18 protein-coding genes, 1 tRNA gene and 1 riboswitch are annotated in these 18,424 nt (G+C 47.1%); of the genes, 13 read left to right on the top strand and 6 right to left on the bottom strand.

The features are described from left to right. The first annotated feature begins 72 nt into the window (after window positions 1–72). From ACUN27_RS00480 to ACUN27_RS00470, 3 genes are read left to right on the top strand one after another with little or no spacing between them, the layout of a single operon-like run. Window positions 73–417, top strand: coding sequence for a hypothetical protein (locus ACUN27_RS00480; protein WP_127453470.1), 345 nt, complete (start codon window positions 73–75; stop codon window positions 415–417). 21 nt (window positions 418–438) lie between these two features. Beyond that, entirely contained in the window at window positions 439–585 is a 147-nt protein-coding gene (locus ACUN27_RS00475) for a hypothetical protein (RefSeq protein WP_315955514.1), read from the top strand. 31 nt (window positions 586–616) lie between these two features. Next, on the top strand, window positions 617–781 hold the full coding sequence (locus ACUN27_RS00470; RefSeq protein ID WP_379174283.1) for a small acid-soluble spore protein P: 165 nt from the start codon (window positions 617–619) through the stop codon (window positions 779–781). 251 nt (window positions 782–1,032) lie between these two features. Here ACUN27_RS00470 and ACUN27_RS00465 read toward each other — a convergent pair whose 3' ends face one another. Genes ACUN27_RS00465 through ACUN27_RS00450 form a run of 4 tightly spaced genes read right to left on the bottom strand, consistent with a single transcriptional unit; the run spans window position 1,033 to window position 4,578 of the window. Continuing rightward, window positions 1,033–2,241, bottom strand: a complete 1,209-nt coding sequence (locus tag ACUN27_RS00465; protein ID WP_315955515.1) for a hypothetical protein — start codon at window positions 2,239–2,241, stop codon at window positions 1,033–1,035. 24 nt (window positions 2,242–2,265) lie between these two features. Next, entirely contained in the window at window positions 2,266–2,700 is a 435-nt protein-coding gene (locus ACUN27_RS00460; RefSeq protein WP_445558240.1) for a hypothetical protein, read from the bottom strand. Next, on the bottom strand, window positions 2,697–3,326 hold the full coding sequence (locus ACUN27_RS00455; protein WP_315955517.1) for an RNA polymerase sigma factor: 630 nt from the start codon (window positions 3,324–3,326) through the stop codon (window positions 2,697–2,699). Before ACUN27_RS00455 ends, ACUN27_RS00460 begins: the two co-directional genes overlap by 4 nt. A 43-nt stretch (window positions 3,327–3,369) precedes the next feature. Beyond that, the gene (locus tag ACUN27_RS00450; protein ID WP_445558239.1) at window positions 3,370–4,578 is read right to left on the bottom strand and encodes an MFS transporter; all 1,209 of its coding nucleotides are present in this window, start codon (window positions 4,576–4,578) and stop codon (window positions 3,370–3,372) included. A gap of 249 nt (window positions 4,579–4,827) precedes the next feature. Between ACUN27_RS00450 and ACUN27_RS00445 the strand changes: the two genes are divergently transcribed. The 5 genes from ACUN27_RS00445 to ACUN27_RS00425 all read left to right on the top strand — a co-directional run bounded on the left by ACUN27_RS00445 (window position 4,828) and on the right by ACUN27_RS00425 (window position 12,043). Beyond that, window positions 4,828–5,748 carry an ABC transporter permease gene (locus ACUN27_RS00445; protein WP_281282262.1) on the top strand — a complete coding sequence of 307 codons (921 nt, stop codon included), beginning with the start codon at window positions 4,828–4,830 and terminating at the stop codon, window positions 5,746–5,748. A gap of 21 nt (window positions 5,749–5,769) precedes the next feature. Beyond that, the gene (locus ACUN27_RS00440; RefSeq protein WP_315955519.1) at window positions 5,770–6,672 is read left to right on the top strand and encodes a carbohydrate ABC transporter permease; all 903 of its coding nucleotides are present in this window, start codon (window positions 5,770–5,772) and stop codon (window positions 6,670–6,672) included. Window positions 6,673–6,706: 34 nt separating this feature from the next. After that, complete coding sequence (locus tag ACUN27_RS00435; RefSeq protein ID WP_315955520.1) at window positions 6,707–8,233, top strand: extracellular solute-binding protein; 1,527 nt, start codon at window positions 6,707–6,709, stop codon at window positions 8,231–8,233. A gap of 78 nt (window positions 8,234–8,311) precedes the next feature. Further along, window positions 8,312–10,657 carry an AraC family transcriptional regulator gene (locus ACUN27_RS00430; protein ID WP_315955521.1) on the top strand — a complete coding sequence of 782 codons (2,346 nt, stop codon included), beginning with the start codon at window positions 8,312–8,314 and terminating at the stop codon, window positions 10,655–10,657. 519 nt (window positions 10,658–11,176) lie between these two features. After that, window positions 11,177–12,043 (top strand): stalk domain-containing protein, encoded by an 867-nt coding sequence (locus ACUN27_RS00425; protein ID WP_315955522.1) that lies wholly within the window; start codon window positions 11,177–11,179, stop codon window positions 12,041–12,043. A 50-nt stretch (window positions 12,044–12,093) separates the two neighbouring features. Here the strand turns inward: ACUN27_RS00425 and ACUN27_RS00420 are convergent. Both ACUN27_RS00420 and tadA read right to left on the bottom strand, forming a co-directional pair. After that, a tRNA-Arg gene (locus tag ACUN27_RS00420) sits at window positions 12,094–12,167 on the bottom strand. Window positions 12,168–12,530: 363 nt separating this feature from the next. Then, window positions 12,531–13,034 (bottom strand): tRNA adenosine(34) deaminase TadA, encoded by a 504-nt coding sequence (gene tadA, locus ACUN27_RS00415; RefSeq protein WP_315955523.1) that lies wholly within the window; start codon window positions 13,032–13,034, stop codon window positions 12,531–12,533. Between the two features lie 233 nt (window positions 13,035–13,267). Continuing rightward, a riboswitch (cyclic di-GMP riboswitch) is annotated at window positions 13,268–13,355 on the top strand. Between the two features lie 93 nt (window positions 13,356–13,448). Here tadA and ACUN27_RS00410 point away from each other — a divergent pair. The 5 genes from ACUN27_RS00410 to spoIIR all read left to right on the top strand — a co-directional run bounded on the left by ACUN27_RS00410 (window position 13,449) and on the right by spoIIR (window position 18,410). Continuing rightward, window positions 13,449–14,183 (top strand): PilZ domain-containing protein, encoded by a 735-nt coding sequence (locus ACUN27_RS00410; RefSeq protein WP_326061746.1) that lies wholly within the window; start codon window positions 13,449–13,451, stop codon window positions 14,181–14,183. A 78-nt stretch (window positions 14,184–14,261) separates the two neighbouring features. After that, window positions 14,262–15,362, top strand: coding sequence for a redox-regulated ATPase YchF (gene ychF, locus ACUN27_RS00405; RefSeq protein ID WP_127453457.1), 1,101 nt, complete (start codon window positions 14,262–14,264; stop codon window positions 15,360–15,362). Between the two features lie 32 nt (window positions 15,363–15,394). After that, entirely contained in the window at window positions 15,395–16,471 is a 1,077-nt protein-coding gene (prfA, locus tag ACUN27_RS00400) for a peptide chain release factor 1 (protein WP_157318575.1), read from the top strand. Window positions 16,472–16,485: 14 nt separating this feature from the next. Beyond that, the gene (gene prmC, locus ACUN27_RS00395) at window positions 16,486–17,358 is read left to right on the top strand and encodes a peptide chain release factor N(5)-glutamine methyltransferase (protein WP_315955525.1); all 873 of its coding nucleotides are present in this window, start codon (window positions 16,486–16,488) and stop codon (window positions 17,356–17,358) included. Between the two features lie 302 nt (window positions 17,359–17,660). Beyond that, window positions 17,661–18,410, top strand: coding sequence for a stage II sporulation protein R (gene spoIIR, locus ACUN27_RS00390; RefSeq protein ID WP_315955526.1), 750 nt, complete (start codon window positions 17,661–17,663; stop codon window positions 18,408–18,410). Window positions 18,411–18,424: the final 14 nt, after the last annotated feature.

Here is an 18,424-nt window from a genome sequence, read left to right as displayed (position 1 = left end):
GGGAGTTGTTGTTTTTTTACATGGATAAAAGCCGGTCAGCTTCCGCATTTTAAACATGTGGAGGTGTTACCTATGAGCTATGATAAGCTGACCATTGATCAAACGGAATTGGTACAAGAGTGGAGTAATGTCCTGCCTACTACCTTGCAGCCTACAGATCAGGCGCGTGTATGGGCCGATGAAGCCGATCCTCAGACCGTTAGGGTTCATATTGAGGCGGGTGGACATACGGGCTACAATTTCGATTTTAAAGTCAACTACGTGGATGCTAGAGAGGTTAAAGTGGAGCTAATGGATGTCCAACAAGGGACCATGCACATCGATGAAACGGGAGATGTTGTGCAAAATCTGGTGGATGACTATGTTCGTCACATTCATGAATGCGCACAAGCACTCCATAGAGTCACACACCATTAAAATGGGGAGGGGAGTTCTCTCATGACGAAGCAAAAAGCGCGGGATAAAAATTTGCAAAATGTAGACAAAGACTTCCGAACGAATGCTGTAAACAGCCACAATAGGCAGCAACAGCAGCAGCAAGTGAATGATCGCAGACATCAAGATGCGTTGAATCATCAAGAATAAATTGCAGATTAACTAGGAGGGAATGATCTCTATGAAATCAGATGCCTATGGAGTCACGGATACATCCCAGAACCAGTCGAGTGGCAATAGTCAGCGACAAAAGCAACAAGAGCCCCTCTCAGGGTCGAAAAAGGTGAAAAACCGTAACCATTCAAGAAATAATGGTCATGGTGAAGGCGCCGGCCACGGTCATTAAACTTTTTAAATAAGCATGATTAAAGTTCGATAAACCGGACATACTATATTTGTCGGTGAGCAGAGAGGTGTGGTTCCGTTGGAGCATTCCGCGAAACAAAAACCGTTGCATAGAGGACTTTCATACCTGTTATAATCAGGCTGGAGGGGATGTGCCAAAGACACTTACCGTGTTTTATAAGCAGATTTTCCTAAAGGTTTACGTGTAACAAGTTTAAAAGAAATCAAAAAACACCGACAAAAAAAGAACCCTTAAAAAGGGTTCTTTTTTTCGTCTATTTCTAAATACATCTGCGATGACGGATCTGATTCCGTATGCTGCTCTTTAGAATGAACAGGCTGCGTTTTTCGATAAAGCAGTAATTTGATGCCGCCACCGATCAGAATCACAGCCACAATTAACGTTTGACCGAAGTTGTTCAGCCAATACATATAGTTCGCTTTGGGGAATACCTGGTACAGGAACTGGACAATGACTTCTTTGAATACATAATAGCCTCCAAGAAGGATGAGAACGAATCCGATGGAGCGGTGATACGCTGACCAGTTTTCAATGATAGGTTTATCTACCAATGTACCATTCTCATACTTGGAGATACTCTGTAAGCCATCGAAGAAGCTGAAGAACCACAGTATCGGAATCAAAAAGAAGAAAAGGGACAAGCGCAGCACATCCAGCACATAAATGGAGAACAAGAAGATTGCCATCAATTGAATGCCCCGTTTATTCATGGAGAGATACAAGTGAGCCGCACCTGGGAAAATAGCGATAATCGTTGCCAAGGTTCGGTTCTTGCGACCAGAATCATCGCCGAAGTGAAAGTCATCAAAAAGGCTGCGATCGATAAGCGGCAGACCTGCTTGCTTACGCTCTTGCTGCTTCAGTGCATCGAACATGGTGTAAAACCACAATACGGGCATAGCTAGCAGAAAAGCAACGAAGCTATCGTTATTGGTCATCATGGTGATGAAAAAGACGAGAACAGCAACCCCGAAGAACGAAACCATAGCAGTTAAACCGCGCTGCATAAGACCCAGCTGGAAATGTCCCAGACCAGGGATAAAGGAAAGCAGCATAACTCTCGTTCTTTCTTGCTGCGCGGCAGCGTGAACGGCGTAAGGATTAGGTTCCCAGGCTGGCATATGGTCATAAGGAGGTTCAGCTCCATAGGGTGACCCTTGCGGTCCGTATTGCGGACCGGGATAGGGCTGGTAGCGCAGCAGGTAGACGATCATATCAACCATATTGATGACAGCAACCAGAGCTGCGAATAGGAAAAGCAGAATGAAAATATTATCATCATGTGCGTGAAAGAAAGCTACACCAACAAAGATGAGAAACAGAGGACCAAAGAACCCTATTCCGTATAAAATGGCACGTAAGACTCGATTCATATAGAGATGACCCGCTCCGGGGATGAAGGACAACAGGAATGCGACGATGCTGCTTTTATTAGGCATTAAGTGTATAGACCTCCTTGTGGCTTATTTATTTTGCAGTGTATCCAGCCAGGTTAACGTTTTATTTAGCAATTGGTCCGATATGGGTTGCTCTATTTTCATTTCTGGAGGAGGAGCGGGCTGCAGCGCGCCTCGAGGCCCCAATTCCTGTGATAATCCGTGGAAAAAGCCCGTAGCCACTAAAATGAGTGTAGCTGCCGCGGCAATCCCGTAATGCAATATCGTAGAGTGGTACCAGGAGCGTTTGGTTCCCAACGTTCGTGTAAGCACGGCATCTGCGAATGTTCGTTCATCCGTTTCCAATACGGGCAGTATCATGGTCATTTGCTCCATACAAATCATAAACCGATCTAAACATTCATCACATCGGTACAAATGATGCTCCATTTCGCTGATTTCATTGGGTGACAGCAGCTCATTGATATATAGACCCCAGGTATGTTCATCGTAGTGTTTCACATGAAATCCTCCTCCTTCCAGTTATTACGGAGCCACTGCTTGGCCCTATACAGCTTCGACTCGATCGTTTTTACCGTTACCCCGTGGGCATTCGCTATATCTTGATAAGACTGATGTTGAATATAATAGGCCGTTAGTACTTCATGGTAATTGGCGGGGATTTGGTGGAGCTTCTGACGGACCAGCTCTGTCGTCTCCTTTATCAATACTTCATGTTCCACACCATTTGAAGAGAAAGATGAGGTTCCTGCGGTTTGTACCGCTTGCATCGGAATTTCCATCTCTGACGTCATTTCTTCCCTTCGCCTGCTAGCCGACCGTTTAAAATCAATTGCCCGATTCACCGCTATGCGGGTCATCCACGTTTTGAGTCCTTTCATCTGGTACTGAGGGAGGGAGAAATAAATTCGGGACCAGACGTCCTGCGATAAATCCTCGGCATCTTTCGTATGGCGTACAATGGCGTAGATCGTCTGGAACAAGTATTGACGATAAGTCGCAACAAGCTCTCGGAACGCCGCCTCATCACCATTCAATATGCGTGTTACAAGCTCTTGTTCCTGAATGTGCTTCTCCTCCTCTCCGCATGAATAGACGAAGGCGACCAGGATAACCCTGCACTTCACTCAAAAAAAAAAGAGCGAATCGAGTAGATTCGCTTATTATCGGTTAAAGAGAAGCGGTAGATCCGCTTGACTGGACGGCTGGAATCTTAGGCGTGCTTCTTACGAACCATTGAGATAGAAGGGCACTGAGCACACCAAGGATACCAAGGACGATAAAGCCCTGATTCAAGGAGAACCAATCGCCGATAACACCCATGAGCACAGGGCCAACGAACATGCCTAGCCCATAGATAGCTTGGAAAAATCCCATTGCCGTCGCCCGCTTCTCCGCAGGCATATGTTTAATGCTCATTCCCATCAACAGGGTGAAAGAAAGCCCCCGACCAAAGCCGGCGAAAGCTTGGGTAATCATAAGCACCCATAAATGATGCGTAAAAGGTATGGTAAATGTAAAAATCCCCATGAGGACGAAGCCCCAAACAACCATTCGCTTCTCGCCGTATTTTGCTGCCCATTTCCGCCCACCAAATAAGGAAGCTAGGGCAACCGGTACATTAGCAAATAAAGAGAGCAGCGATAAAGAGAATTTATCGGCACCAAGCGCAGTGGCATAAACGGGAGTAAACCCGAAAACCGTGGCGAAGATGAGCACCTGCGACAAAATAGCCAGTAAAGACACGAAGAGAAGCGTACGGTCCGCAGCCACATTTCCGATGGCACGCATCGTGATTTTAGGCGCATCAGGCTCTATTTTTTCAATCAAAAAGAAAGAACCGATGAACCCGAGCACACCTAGCAGCGCTCCTAGAATAAAGGCAGCCTCCCAGCCGAGCGAATCAGCCGCCCATCCTGCGGAGAGAATGCCGAGGACTTGCCCTAAGGAGTTGAAAAAAGAAATCGTTCCGATCGCTTTCGTCGACTCTTCATGCTTATAGTAGCTTGTAAATAAGACCGTGAAGTCGACCCACGTTGCCGCGGCCGCCCCCGCAAGCGCTCGGAGAATTAGAATCCACGTGAAATCGTGGGTAATCCAAAGGCCTAGTCCGCCTATGGCCGTAAAAAACAGCCCAAACGTAATGAAAAGTTTTCGTTTATGAAAGCGGTCCGACATGATGCCTACGGGTATGCGCAGCAGCATTTGGGAAATCCCATACATGCCAACGATCCATCCCGCCAGTTGGTGATTCCCGCCAAGGAATTCCACATAAGGGGCCATGATGGGAACGCTCGTATACATGGACATCCAGAACAACAAAGTGACTGCGCAAAACAATGGAATGCGATAAGAGCTTGGGATTCTGTTAATAGACACGGATAGCTCCTTTCAAACCTGATCTAACTACTGTTTTATTATAGAACATCGACTAGGGCAAGGCTATGATTGGTTGTTTGCAAAATAAGGCAACGGGTGGAAATTGCCTAGAAAACCCTAGATTTCCTGCGATATCAAGGGCACAAAAATGGATGATTGTAGGAAACGGGAGCAGCCTGTACATTGAATCTTGTCGCTAGGCAAGTAGAAGCCTGCTGATATCATTACAACGAGAATGGAGGAATACAAGTGGGCGCGAGTCGATTGAAACAAGTCTGGTCAGGCATCGCTCGGGACAAATTTTTATATGTGTTGGCGCTTCCGGGGCTGCTCTACTTCCTTATTTTCAAATATGTGCCTATGTGGGGAATCGTCATATCCTTTCAAAACTATTCACCTTATCAAGGCATGTCGGGGAGCCCGTGGGTGGGACTGGAGCACTTTCAAAGGTTCTTCTCCAATCCGGATTTCTTCACACTCTTCCGAAATACGCTGGCAATCAACGTCTTATCCTTAGTGCTCTTCTTTCCGCTGCCGATTCTATTATCCCTAATGCTGAATGAAGTGCGCCATATGGTTTATAAGAAAATCATTCAATCGATTGTCTATTTACCTCACTTTTTATCGTGGGTCATTATCGTAGGGATCACCTTCCTGCTGTTCTCGACAGGAGATGGGGCTATCAATCAAATGCTGGTTGCCCTGGGCTTCGGTAAAATCGACTTCTTAACGAATAAAAACTATTTCTGGGGCATGCTGACGGCGCAGTCCATCTGGAAAGATGCCGGATGGGGCACGATTATCTTCCTTGCGTCGATGGCGAGCATTGATCCTCAATTATATGAAGCGGGCAAGATGGACGGAGCAGGCCGGTTCCGTCAAATGTGGCACATTACCCTGCCAGGTATTCGCTCAGTCATTATCATTCTTCTTATTCTGCGAATTGGTCATATCATGGATGTCGGCTTCGAGCAGGTCTTCTTGATGATGAACGGGGCTGTATCCGAGGTAGCGGACGTATTCGATACGTATGTGTACAGGCTTGGTGTGAAACAAGGTCAATTCAGTTACAGTACCGCAGTCGGATTGTTCAAATCAGTTGTCGGCTTGCTGCTCGTCATTGGAGCCAATAAGTTGGCCAAGAAATTTGGCGAAGACGGTGTTTACTAGAAAGGGAAGGAGGAATCCTTGATGTCAGCTGAACATGTATCTACCAATATTGCTTCCAAAGGCGATCGCGTCTTTAACGTGGTAAACGCCATCCTGTTAGGGATACTAGGAATTATTACATTCTTTCCGCTCTATTACGTGTTTGTTGTTTCGTTCAGTGATCCGTCCAGCTACATTTCCAGTGAGTTCAAATTGCTTCCTGCTAAATGGAGCCTGGCCTCTTACAAATACCTGATGTCGACCGATGCCTTTCTACATGCTATAGGAAACAGCGTGTTCCTAGCAGTAGTTGGGACAGTGCTTAGCTTGCTGGTAACATCCTGTCTTTCTTATGCGATTTCTCGTAAAAGGCTTCAGGGCCGCAAGTTCATCATGCTGCTCATTCTGCTCACGACCCTGTTTAATCCGGGGATTATTCCCCCTTATTTGTTGGTGAGAGATTTGCACATGATTAACAGCACGTGGTCGCTCATCCTGCCGGTCCTAACAAGCGGCTGGTATGTGCTGCTGATGAAAGGTTTCTTCGACAGCATTCCGGCTAGTCTGGAGGAATCGGCGCGTATCGATGGCTGTAATGATATCAGCGTCTGGTATCGCATTATTTTGCCGCTGTCGCTGCCTTCACTTGCTGCTTTCGGGCTGTTTTACGCCGTAGCTTACTGGAACACCTTCTTCACAGCTCTACTCTATATCAATGATTTCACGAAGCAGCCGCTTCAAGTTTTGCTTCAAAATATGTTGATTGACGCATCAACGGCAGCAGGTGGCGGCGCCGCAGCTGAAATGATGTCCGAGCAGCGGATTCCTCCGGAAACGCTCAAGATGGCGGCAGTTGTTATTGCGACCATCCCGATTTTATTGGTGTACCCGTTCCTGCAAAAACATTTTGCCAAAGGTGCAATGGTAGGTTCGGTTAAAGAATAGATAATTGATGAACATTTGGGGAGGTTGTACAATAATGGTTATGAACAAAAAAGCAATAAGTGTAGTAGCATCGACCCTTCTCGTTTCCTCCGTGCTAGCCGCATGTGGAAGCAAAGAGAGCGCACCGGCTGCCAGCGCGGGACAAGCAGCGTCCGGCAAGCCGACAGAGATTAGCATCATGACAATGTATTACACGCCGGAGCCTCCAGGGCCGGACAATGTCATCGTCAAAGAAATCGAAAAGAAAACGAACACTAAGCTCAAAATCACTTGGGTTTCACCAAACAACTATGGCGATAAAATCAACGTAACACTAGCTTCAGGCGATATCCCTGATCTGATCTTGCTGGATGATCCATTCAGTGCTCAAGTACGCGGCATGGTCGCTCAAGGCGCATTTTGGGAACTTACACCGATGCTGAAGGACTATCCGAATTTGATGGAATATCCGAAGGAATCATGGGAGAATACCAAGCAAGCTGACGGTAAAACATACGGTATCCCGCGTGCCCGTCCTACGGATGGCGGTGGATTCCCTTACCTGCGTAAGGATTGGCTTGATACGTTACATTTAGAAATTCCGAAAACGACAGATGAGCTATATACAGTACTGAAAGCATTTGTTGAGAAAGATCCAGATGGCAACGGGAAAAATGACACCATTGGCTATGTTGGCTTCGTCGACCAAAATGGTATGTCTTACATGGGTCAATTACAGAACAGCTTCACAAAAGTCAATGGCGATTGGAAGCTTGTAGACGGTAAATTGGTCAACGTAAACGTGCTGCCTGAGATGAAGGACGCGCTTACTTGGATGAATCGTGCCTACCAGGAGAAGTTAATTCCTGAGGACATCGCCGTGCTCAAAAACACACAGGCCAAAGATTTACTGAAAGCAAACCGTGGCGGCGGTTTCCAGGATACAGCTGAAGCTGCATGGGAACCAACGGAAGAACTGCGTAAAACGAACCCGAAAGCAGACTTTATTCCACTAGTATCATTAAATGGCTATTCGAATAAAGATAGCGGATTCTTCGGTATGTATGCAATTCCGAAATCTGTGCCAGAAGCGAAAGTGAAACAATTGTTGAAATTCATGGATTACGGCGCTACGCAAGAAGGTTATGATCTGGCAAGCTTTGGTCTGAAAGATGTCCACTACACAGAGAAAGACGGCATCAAGACACCGACAGAGCAAGCAAAGAAAGATATTGTAGCCCAACAAGCGCTAGGTCAAATTTTCTTGAAATATGACAAGTACCTGCGTGCTTACCGTACAGGTATGCCGAATGATTACTTGGAACGCAACAGAAAAATCATTGATGAAAAAGTGAAAATCAGTACGGGTGACCCTTCGTTAGGTCTAAATTCCGATACGAACCAAAAGGTCGGTACGGAGCTAAGAAAGAAAATTCAAGACATGAAGACGAAGGTTATTATGGGGAAAGAATCGCTCAGCGCATGGGACAGCTATGTTGCTAAGTTGAAGACAGATCCGGATATGGTCAAAATCACGGAAGAAATGAATGCGGCTTATCAAAAACGCAATAGCGCGAAATAAATAAATACCGCCCCCCCGACGCCAAAAAATTGCGGCAGTCGCGGGGGATTTCGGCATTTGATGAAAGAGGGACAGATGATGTGGAGTCGATGGAGGCAGAGTTGGTATTGGTGGACACAACGTTCCGGCAGGGGGAATTTTTATCGCAGAAGCTTGATCTTGGTGTTGTGCATTACCAGCTTGCCTACAGCCATCATCGGGTACACTTCGTATATTACGGGACGCGCTCATATTGAGAAAGAGATCATGCGCAACCATGATACTTTGCTGAAGAAAACGATGGATCGTATGAATGATAACCTGGCTCAGCTCGAGCTGGCCGCTACGCAGTGGTCTCTGGACAGCAGGATGGATGCCAGAATTGCGGATATGAATCTCAAGGATGAATACAACACAACGCAAAATCTATATCGCTTCCTAGGTCTCATGAAGGGAGCGTACCCGTTAATTGACCAAGCGCAGCTATATTTGGACCGGGAAGATCCCGTCATTATTTCGGATAGCGAGGGTATTGTTCCGATCCGTAATGAGCTGGAGCGGGATATTTTCCACACATTAATGAAGCAAGAGCGGGGAGTGTTCTGGTGGGAATCCTTACCTAAGGGGAATGGGAAGCCAGACTCCACTTCCATTGCGCTAATTGAGAAGCTGCCAAGCGTAGGAGAGCCGTATGGAGCCCTTATTTTATATTTGAATCGTGATAAGTTGGTAGAGATGGTTGAAGAAATGGCCACAGATCCCAATGGCGCCGCATTTCTTATGAGCAAGGACGGACATATTATCGTCTCGCCAAGCAATGGAAATGAAGAACATGCCCAACTAGAAGCTGCGGTCAGGGAAAGCGTCATTGGACGGTCGGAAGAAATAGGCTCTTACATTCTGGACCGAAAAGGGCAGTCCTACTCCGTCGCCTTCGGCCAGTTCTCTCGTTCAGGCACGTTGTGGAAATTCGTAACGGCAACCTCCTTATCGCAATTGACGGCCCCTGTAGAGTTTATGTCTAGAAGTATGCTCAGTATAGGGGGAATAGGGCTTCTCTTGGCTGTGCTGCTCTCGTGGGTGGCTTCCAAGCGAATTTATCAGCCGATTGTGCGGCTCGTGAATGTGATTAAGGATTATAAGCCCACACAGGAGAGCCAAGGGGATGACCTTGCCTTTATTGAACAGGAGTGGCGGCATTTAAGTCAGGAGAGCAGGGTGCTGGAATCCAAGCTGGATAAGGCCTATCCCGCACTAAGGTCGGCGTTCCTCCTGCAGTTGGTGCAAGGACACTTTTACTCCCTAAGCGAGACGGAGCTAAGAGGGCGTATGGAGAGTTTCGACTGGCAGACGGAGTCCCAGTGGTTCGTTCTGCTGTTGGTGAAGATTAGCGGATTTGCCAAAGAAGATGGCCGATTCCTGGAAAATGAGGAACAACTGGCGACCTTTGCGGCAGCGAATATCGCGCAAGAGATCGTAAATACGCAAACTCAAAATGCGGAGATTATGAACTTCCAGGATATGACCGTAGGTATTCTGCTCTCCTACCCCATGGATCGGACGAAACAGCAGGCCAAGGATGAGCTGTATTTGTTAGCGAATGATTTGGGACAAACCATCAGCTCCCTTCTTAAAATGCAAACCACGGTCTGCATGGGCCGTTTAACTGCTAACGTGCAGGACCTGCCACAGCTTTTAGTATTTTTGCGCAGCTCCATCCGCTATCGGGATTTGAAAGTGGACCATCAAGTGCTTGACTTGGAAGAGATGCTGCCGAGCACCAATGACGATGTGCATTATCCGTTTGCCTTGGAAAAAGAGCTGATGCAAGCCCTTCGTATGGGGCAAAGCGAGCAATCATTGAGCTTGATCGAGAGCTTCGTTCATGAGCTTGTACGCCAGTCGAGCAAAGAGAAGATCCTCCAGGAAGGAGCTATGCAGGTTCTGGGCAGTATGCTGCATACTATGCTGGAGTCTGGGTTCAATCCCCATCATTTCTTCGAGGGTTACAACTTGTACGAACAGTTGAACCAGCTTCGGGAGCCTGAGCAGATGGTCCGCTTTTTCCAAACGAAAGTGATCTCGCCTTATATTGAAGGGCTGAATGAATACCAGGACATCCATATGAAGCGCCTGGTGGAGCGTGTTACGGATCGGATTCAGGAGCGTTTTATGAACAGCGACATCTCCCTAGAGGAATGTGCGGACGCTTTTAATACAACGACCTATGCGCTAAGTAAAGCATTCAAGCAAATCAATGGCGTGAATTTCATCGACTATTTGATCACCCTGCGTATGGATAAAGCGAAGAAACTGCTCGTCGAGTCTGATTTAAAGGTGAACGAGATTGCGGAGCAAATTGGGTATCAGCCATCGTATTTTATCCGTCTTTTTCGGAAATATGAGAATATGACGCCGGGACAGTATCGGGACCGGATGAAATAAGGGAGGCCTGCCGCTTTTGAAGCGGCGGGTCTCTTTTTTGTGCTGAGATACCGCCCCGCCCTACGTTGTACTTGATACAGTACTGAAGGCGGTTTTACCTCGGAATCGTCATCTTCATTGCATGAAGTAAACTCATTTTGACCTGAATGGTGAATATACCGCTCCTCCCTCTCCAAAACGTTGCACAAAATACAACGAAACTGCGAATTGAGGCCGGACCTCCGTCATTTTGTTGCACTAAGTACACCGTAGAGCATGCTCTTACCTGAGTACTACTGCTCGATGCCCCTTCCTGGCAAATTTGGGGATAACCCTCCCTCTTTTTCGCTGTTAATAACGTTCGAAAAACCTCTTACTTGTGCTGATGTTGATAACGCTGATTTTTTTCTCAGCGGGCAGGAGGTCTATTAACATGTGGATAGGTAGAATAAATTGAATTTTTGCAGGAATTTTCTAGAAATATCAGAAATGTTACAGGTGGCAATTAACAAGCTAATTTGGGTGGGGGAGAAAGTTTTTATGAAAAAAAAGAAACTGATTGTGTCTGTGTTAGCGTTTTTCTGTTTGGCTGGTGTCGTTCATGCAGCGGGCCTTCATGGTGACTACAAGGGGGCTCCAATCGTGAAGGTTTTATTCGGGGGGAAGGAGCTTCAAGCTGAGGATGTGCCTGCTACTATACAAGATGGCAGAACTGTTGTGCCGTTGTACCTATTGAAACAAACCGGGGCATCGGTGACGTGGGATGCTGAGAAGTACACAGTTGATTTTGCATTTCCTCAAGTAAAGGAAGATAACGCAATGAAAGATTTTGCAGCTACTATTCCGTCATTAAATGAGAAAGCTAAAGAATTTCAGGGGAAAAATGTCCAGCTTATCTATAATGAGTATGGCTTATATTTAAAAGTAGATTTAGAAATATCAAATGATACTAGTGCAGATAACGATCATATCATTGCACTCTCCGGTTTTTTGGTTAATTCACCCGTAGATTCAATGATAGTAAGCATTATTTATAATAACTTGGTTACAAACTTTGTTACAGTCAAACGATCAAATGCTGAGGAGTTTAGTAAGAGCAGTAAGGACAACCTATCAGAATACCATTTTATGAAGACTTGGAACTCTCAGCGTGTAGATAATACAACGGATGTATCTGTTCCCAATAAACCTCAACCAACGCCTACACCGCTGCCTGTGTCAAAATCGCCAGTTGCAGGTCCAGCCTGTCAGAGGATTATCGCCCTTTACACAGAGCAGATAAACAATGAAGTAAATCAGTACAACGCAAATCTTGGCAATCATTCTGGTGATATTACTGGCTATGCAGATAAATTAAAAGAAAATATGAAAAAAGCTTTAAAGGAAAACAACTGTCCGGAGGATTGAAAAAAACGCCAGCCAACGGCTTATACCGTTAACTGGCGTTTTGTTGTATACGCGCCCGAGATGATTCGAACATCCGGCCTACAGTTTAGGAAACTGTTGCTCTATCCTGCTGAGCTACGGGCGCATGGCAAAGATTATGATAGCACGAAGCCTTATATGGCGCAACCTTTGAGTGGCAAGATTTAACTACTAGTTGAATTTAGCTAAATGCATCGTGCGTTGGGGAACTACAGGGCACTATTTGAGCCAAAACGAAGACTTCCAGGGTTCAGACGGAACTACAGGACTCTATTTAGCCTAATTAGCCAAGATTTCGGCTAGAAGTGCTAAAATAGCGGATCACAGTTCCCTCTCCTCGCTGAAGTGCTTAATATCCGGCGAATAGGGGATCATAGTACCCTTTCGCATATCAATGCGAGGCGTCCACTTACGAAGGAAGCTAACGCTCGCACCCAGCGCGCCAATGCCTAACGTCGAACGCGAACGGCTATTCCTTCCCGCGCAGCTTGCGGAAAAACTGCGTCAGCATCGTCGCGCACTCCTCTTGCAGCACGCCGCTGACCACATCGACCCGGTGGTTGAACCGGTCCTCCTGCAGCAAGTTCATCAACGTTCCCGCGCAGCCGGCCTTGGGATCGGTTGTGCCGTAGATCACCTGTGGAACGCGTGCCTGAACAATCGCTCCTGCACACATCGGGCAAGGCTCCAGCGTGACGTAGAGCTTGCAGTCGAGCAAGCGCCACGCTTGCAAATGCTCACTGGCTTGCTTAATAGCGATCATTTCAGCGTGAGCAAGCGGATCCAGCGTCGTTTCACGAAGATTGTAGCCGCGGCCGATAATTTCCCCTTGATGTACAACAACGGCACCAATCGGCACCTCACGAATGGCTTCGGCTTTACGTGCTTCCTCTATGGCCGCTTTCATCCATGGGATATGTTCACTATATTCATCCACAGGGGGACACCTCACTAAAAATAATCTTATCCACATGTGAACAAAGGATCGAACAAATATTCGTTGTTAACAACCTGTGGATAACAATGTGTATAACTCAAAAAGTTGTGGATATTTATTTCTTTTAACATTCATACAACAAATACCAGATGTATGCAAGAGAATTAGTTGATAATAGGGAAATCCATCCGTATAATGAAAGATAACTTAGGTCTTTTAGACCATATAACACGATATTGTACGACAAAGCATGACAATTCATTTGCAAGGTTCGATAATGGCAAACTTGCCGAAAGGTAAGGACGCAAAGCCGAGGGTCTACGGTTCCTATGGAACTACGACAGCCTGGTTACCGAAAATCGATGCTTTTTTAGGTTGAGGTAATAGGCTGTTCCCGGCGCAGGGGCAGTCTATTTTTTTATTGGAACGCGGGGAGGGTTGATCGACAAAGTGGTTAGCAAACAAAAATCTGCTAAGTTTTATGGCAGCAAGGAAGGGTACGACGCTGATGTAATGATTGACAGCAAGGCGATGCTGAGCAAGGAAGATTTCGTAGCCACTGGCGTGTTGACCTATGCACTAGGTGACATCATTGAAGTGGAGCTTCCGGAATATCATGTTTTTGCGCTGGGAGATAAGTGTAAAATGACGGTGTATACGAAATCCGGGCTGTTTGTTATGGATACCGTGGTTGTGGCCAAGGACCAGGGATCGTTGATTGTTCTGAATCCTCCTGAAAATCGCAGGAAGTTCACGGAAAAGCGGGAGTTCCCTCGCGTTGATGTGAAGAATGAAGGGCTGCTTTTCGCGCTCCAAGACAGAAACAAGAAACTCAAACATCATTTTGAAACACCGATCCGATTCTCTATCAAAAATCTATCTGTTAATGGTTTAGGATTTACGATCAGTGAAAATGCTATGCTAGAAAAAGTCATTCAAAAGAATTCCCAATTGGAAGTGGAGTTAATTTTGGGCTTTTTGGTGCCATGTACAATGGAAATTGTTCGGCAAGAAAAAACGAATGACGGCTACTATTACGGTGCTAGTTTTGTTAGCATCCCAGAAGAGAAAACGAACGCGCTGCGCGGATTTATTTTAAAAAATCAGATTGAAACGTACTACATTCAGAAGCAGGAAAATGAAACAAAAAAAGCACTGGAAAAAAAGTCTGCGGCTAATCAGTAGCCTACAGGCTTTTTTTTGCGTTCCAAGTACTATATAATAAGAAGGATGATTTTCGAAAATTAAGGAGTTGTAACTACGATGGCTTTGAAAGCAGGTATCGTCGGTCTACCGAACGTAGGAAAATCGACATTGTTTAATGCAATTACACAGGCGGGGGCAGAATCTGCAAACTATCCGTTCTGTACGATAGATCCGAATGTTGGGGTAGTTGAAGTACCGGACGAGAGATTGCACAAGCTGGTAGAGATGATTGTCCCTAAGAGCATTGTTCCGACAGCCTTCGAATTCGTTGATATTGCGGGTTTAGTGAAGGGCGCGAGCAAAGGCGAAGGGCTTGGAAATAAATTTTTGGCACACATTCGTGAAGTGGATGCCATTGTGCATGTTGTCCGTTGTTTTGAGGATGATAATATTACGCACGTCTCCGGTAAAGTAGATCCAATTGGCGATATCGAGACGATTAATCTCGAATTGATTTTGGCTGACATTGAGTCCGTTGAGAAAAAGATCGAGCGCTCCCGCAAAAACCTGAAAGGCGGCGACAAGAAAGTTGTTGCTGAGGTTGAGTGTTTGGAACGCATCAAGGAAGCTCTTTATAACGATCTGCCAGCGCGTAGCATTGATTTGAGCGATGATGAGAAGCTGCTCGTTCGCGACCTTCACTTGTTGACAATGAAGCCGGTTCTTTATGCGGCCAACGTGAGTGAAGACGAAGTATCAACTGCGGATGAGAATCCATTCGTCAAAATCGTTCAAGAATACGCGGCGAAAGAAAACAACGAAGTTGTTTCGATCAGCGCGAAGGTGGAATCCGAGATTGCTGAGCTCGAAGATGAAGAAAAAGCAATGTTCCTCGAAGAGTTGGGACTTCAAGAGTCCGGCTTGAATAGATTGATTAAAGCAGCTTATCGCAAACTTGGCTTGTATACGTATTTTACAGCTGGGGTGCAGGAAGTAAGAGCTTGGACGATCCGCAAAGGAACGAAAGCTCCTCAAGCGGCTGGTGTGATTCATACCGATTTCGAGCGTGGATTTATTCGTGCCGAGGTTGTATCTTATACGGATTTGGTAACAGCTGGCTCCATGAATGGTGCGAAAGAAAAAGGGCAAGTACGCCTGGAAGGTAAAGAGTACGTGGTGAATGACGGCGACGTTATGCATTTCCGATTTAATGTTTAATGAATAAAAAATAAAGAAAGGAGTGATCCGTTATGTTGGATCGACTTCAGTCCATTGTGGACCGCTATGATAAATTAAGTGAGCTACTGTGTGACCCGGATGTGACGAGTGACACCAAGAAGCTTAGAGAGTATTCGAAGGAACAATCTGATCTTCAGGAAGCCTACGATGCTTATAATGAATATAAGAGCGTAAGCGAGCAGCTGGCAGACGCGAAAGCGATGCAGAACGAGAAGCTGGATGATGAAATGCGTGAAATGGTGAAAATGGAGATCGAAGAGCTTAGCGAGCAATCGGCTAATCTGGAAGAACAACTCAGAATCCTTATGATGCCAAAAGATCCGAATGATGACAAAAACGTCATCGTTGAAATCCGTGGAGCGGCAGGCGGCGATGAGGCAGCGCTGTTCGCGGGCGATCTTTACCGTATGTATACCCGCTATGCAGACGCGCAAGGATGGAGAACGGAAATTCTCGATGCTTCCGTGAACGATTTGGGCGGATTCAAAGAGATTATTTTCATGATCACAGGAAAAGGCGCTTTTAGTAAGCTGAAGTTTGAGAGCGGGGCGCACCGTGTACAGCGTATTCCAGTAACAGAATCAGGCGGACGTATTCATACTTCCACTTCGACAGTTGTTGTCATGCCTGAAGCGGAAGAAGTTGAGATCGTTATTAATGACGCCGATATTCGCGTAGATACATTCTGTTCGAGCGGAGCGGGCGGTCAGTCCGTTAATACGACGAAATCAGCGGTTCGCGTGACGCACGTGCCTACGGGCATTGTGGCAACATGTCAGGACGGCAAATCGCAAAACTCCAATAAGGAGCAAGCGCTTCGCGTATTGCGTGCACGGATTTCCGATAAGATACGTGAGGAAGAGGAAGCGAAATATTCAGGCGAGCGTAAAAGCAAAGTCGGTACAGGTGACCGTTCGGAGCGAATTCGCACGTATAACTTCCCTCAAAGCCGGATTACGGATCACCGGATTGGTTTGACGCTTCACCGACTAGATACAGTGCTTAACGGTGACATGGGAGAAATCGTGTCGGCGCTAACCATTGCCGCGCAGTCGGATGCTTTGGATAATGGGGAGCAGGCAATGTGATGCCGACTGCCTCGATGACGATTAGAGAAGCCTATGTAGAGGCTTCTTCTTTTTTAGGGAAGCTGGGCGTAGCGGAGGCGGCTTCCTGTGTGGAGCTTTTGCTGCAGCATCTTCTGGGCTGCAGCCGGACTGAGCTGCTGTTCCGTTTCCAGGAACAGTTTCCTGCCGAGCTGGAGGGCGCTTGGCGCCAGCTAGTAGAGAGGAAGGCCGCAGGTGAGCCGGTACAGTATGTAATCGGCGAGCAGGATTTCTACGGCCTTACGTTTGCCGTTAGCCCGGCCGTGCTGATTCCGCGGCCGGAGACGGAGCTGCTCGTGGAGGCTTTGCTCCGCGAGGGCTCGCGTCTGTTCCCGCAAGGCGCTCCGCTGCTTGCGGATGTTGGCACCGGGAGCGGCATTATCCCGGTGACGGTGGCTCACGCGCGGGCCGACTGGCGCGTGGCTGCCAGCGACATCTCCGCGGCAGCGCTGGAGATGGCCCGCTCGAACGCGCAGCGCCACGGCGTGGCTGCGCGGGTGGAGTGGCTCGAGGGCGACCTCCTCGAGCCTTATATTGAGCGCCGGATCGCTCCGGATATACTGGTGTCTAACCCACCGTATATCCCTGATGGCGAGCTCCCGGCGCTGATGCCGGAGGTGCGGCTGTTCGAGCCGCACACGGCTTTGTTCGGCGGTGTCGAGGGACTCGACCTGTACCGCCGGATGGTTGCTCAGCTGCCGCTGCTGCCGCGAATCCCGACCGTGGTCGGGTTCGAGGTCGGCATCGGGCAGGCGGATGCTGTGGCGGCGATGCTGCGCGCCGCCGCGAATTGGGAGGAGATCCGGTTCGTGCCGGATCTGCAGGGGATTGATCGCCACGTGATTGCGATCCGGGCGCGCGAGCAGTAGGGCTTGTTGTTTCTGCTTTCCACCCGCTACAGGAACTACAGTCCGCTATTTTGCCGTTTTCTGCCCGAAAAACGACCATGGGGGTTAAATAAGACCCCGTAGTTTCGTTCAGAGAGGGAAACAGCCCGTTTTTCCCAAAATAGAGTTCTCTAGTTCCCTTAAGATAAGCCTAAGTGGAATTTGGCAGTTAACTGAATCCCAACTCTATCAAATCTACCAAATTTAAATAGATTGCTAGGTTTAGCCTCTCCTCTTTTTGCCTATACTGGCTAGTAGAAGCGAAGGGAAAGGGGCTTTTCCTCATGGTAAAAAGAACGGATCGTCATTCATTCAAGCACTTATTATTCGTGGCTTTTGCACTTATTGTTATGATAACTAGTTGGGAATCCAATCGTACGAATGCGGCGGTTATTTCGCCTACCATACCGGAAGAGTCTATTCGCCTGCGTATTCTAGCAAACTCGGATTCGGCGCAGGATCAAGCACTGAAACGTGAAATTCGCGATGTAATTATTGAACGTATGCAAGGTTGGGTTGTTGGCCCGCATTCCTTGGATGAAGCAAGAGCGGTAGTATTGGCTCATTTACCGGAGTTTGACGCGCTTGTCGGACAAATGATTGAAGCTCGTGGCTACAGTTACACACATACGGTTGAACTTGGTAAAGTCCCTTTTCCTACGAAAATGTACGGGAATGAAGTTTACCCTGCAGGTGACTATGAGGCGCTGCGTGTCACGATTGGCAGTGGAGAAGGCCAGAATTGGTGGTGCGTGCTATTCCCGCCGCTTTGCTTTGTAGATTCTGTTTCAGGTGAAGCGGTGGCAACTGCCGCTGTAGTAGCGAAAACAGAAGGACAAGACAAATTGAAAACTTCGTCTACACCTGCACCTGCGGCAAAAGACAGTAAAGCAGCCCAGCCAACGGTCAAGCAGAAAGCAAGTACGGATGCGCAAACGCAACCTGTCATTGCTGATGCGACTGAGGACTCACAGCCTAAAGTGAAGTTTTTCTTCTGGGAAATGACCAAAAAAATCGTTTCATGGTTTAGTTAACTTGATTTCATTTT

It is taken from the genome of Paenibacillus sp. WC2504 (genome assembly GCF_052682475.1).
This window is presented reverse-complemented; position numbering and strand designations above follow the sequence as displayed.

Coding starts and splice junctions, on each gene's coding strand:
- ACUN27_RS00430 (WP_315955521.1), top strand. CDS start 8,312: ATGTGGAGTCGATGGAGGCAGAGTTGGTATTGGTGGACACAACGTTCC.
- ACUN27_RS00440 (WP_315955519.1), top strand. CDS start 5,770: ATGTCAGCTGAACATGTATCTACCAATATTGCTTCCAAAGGCGATCGC.
- ACUN27_RS00470 (WP_379174283.1), top strand. CDS start 617: ATGAAATCAGATGCCTATGGAGTCACGGATACATCCCAGAACCAGTCG.
- prfA (WP_157318575.1), top strand. CDS start 15,395: ATGTTGGATCGACTTCAGTCCATTGTGGACCGCTATGATAAATTAAGT.
- prmC (WP_315955525.1), top strand. CDS start 16,486: ATGACGATTAGAGAAGCCTATGTAGAGGCTTCTTCTTTTTTAGGGAAG.
- tadA (WP_315955523.1), bottom strand. CDS start 13,034: ATGTGGATAAGATTATTTTTAGTGAGGTGTCCCCCTGTGGATGAATAT.
- ACUN27_RS00475 (WP_315955514.1), top strand. CDS start 439: ATGACGAAGCAAAAAGCGCGGGATAAAAATTTGCAAAATGTAGACAAA.
- ACUN27_RS00480 (WP_127453470.1), top strand. CDS start 73: ATGAGCTATGATAAGCTGACCATTGATCAAACGGAATTGGTACAAGAG.
- ACUN27_RS00465 (WP_315955515.1), bottom strand. CDS start 2,241: ATGCCTAATAAAAGCAGCATCGTCGCATTCCTGTTGTCCTTCATCCCC.
- ACUN27_RS00425 (WP_315955522.1), top strand. CDS start 11,177: ATGAAAAAAAAGAAACTGATTGTGTCTGTGTTAGCGTTTTTCTGTTTG.
- ACUN27_RS00435 (WP_315955520.1), top strand. CDS start 6,707: ATGGTTATGAACAAAAAAGCAATAAGTGTAGTAGCATCGACCCTTCTC.
- spoIIR (WP_315955526.1), top strand. CDS start 17,661: ATGGTAAAAAGAACGGATCGTCATTCATTCAAGCACTTATTATTCGTG.
- ychF (WP_127453457.1), top strand. CDS start 14,262: ATGGCTTTGAAAGCAGGTATCGTCGGTCTACCGAACGTAGGAAAATCG.